Source organism: Nocardia sp. JMUB6875 (assembly GCF_041154655.1).
Lineage (GTDB): Bacteria > Actinomycetota > Actinomycetes > Mycobacteriales > Mycobacteriaceae > Nocardia.
The window spans coordinates 1-853 of the sequence record NZ_BAAFGR010000409.1; the positions used below are offsets into that span (position 1 = coordinate 1).

At 64.2% G+C, this 853-nt stretch carries 1 protein-coding gene; it reads left to right on the forward strand.

Translation table 11 applies throughout. The features are described 5' to 3' along the window. A partial coding sequence (locus tag ACAM49_RS40295; protein WP_369640758.1) for an IS630 family transposase occupies positions 1–853 on the forward strand: 853 nt, incomplete at both ends.

Below are 853 nucleotides of genomic sequence, written 5' to 3' on the forward strand. Positions count from 1 at the left end.
CCGAACGTCAGGTGCTGGTGGGATGGTCGCGTCGTCGAAAGACGGCGCAGGCATTGGCGCTTCGGTCGAGGATCGTGCTGGCGTGTGCGGAGAGCGGGTCGAACTCCGAAGTGGCGCGGCTGGTGGGTGTTTCGCGAGAAACGGTGCGCAAGTGGAGAACTCGGTTCGAACGTGACCGGCTCGAAGGCTTGTCCGACGAACCGCGACCGGGCGCGCCCCGCAAGATCACTGATGAGCAGGTGGAACACGTCATTACTACGACCTTGGAAACCTCTCCGCCGCAACGCGATACACACTGGTCGACACGCTCGATGGCGCAGGCCACGGGCATGTCGCAGTCGGCGGTTTCCCGGATCTGGCGGGCGTTCGGGCTCAAACCGCATCTGGTGCAGACCTGGAAACTGTCGACCGATCCATTGTTCGTGGACAAGGTCCGCGACGTGGTCGGGCTCTATATGAACCCGCCCCAGAACGCGCTGGTGCTGTGCGTGGACGAGAAATCGCAGATGCAGGCCCTGGACCGGACCGCTCCGACGCTGCCGATCATGCCCACCACCCCGGCCCGGATGACTCACGACTACGTCCGCCACGGCACCACCAACCTGTTCGCGGCCCTGGACCTGGCCAGCGGCTCGGTCATCGCCGAACACTATGCGCGCCACCGGCATCAGGAGTTTCTCCGGTTCCTCAAAACCATCGACACCGCCGTGCCGGCCGAGTTCGACCTGCACCTGGTCTGCGACAACTACGGCACCCACAAGACCCCCGCGGTCAAGAAATGGCTGCTGCGTCACCCACGCTTCCACGTGCATTTCACTCCGACCTCGGCCAGCTGGCTCAACCTGGTCGAACG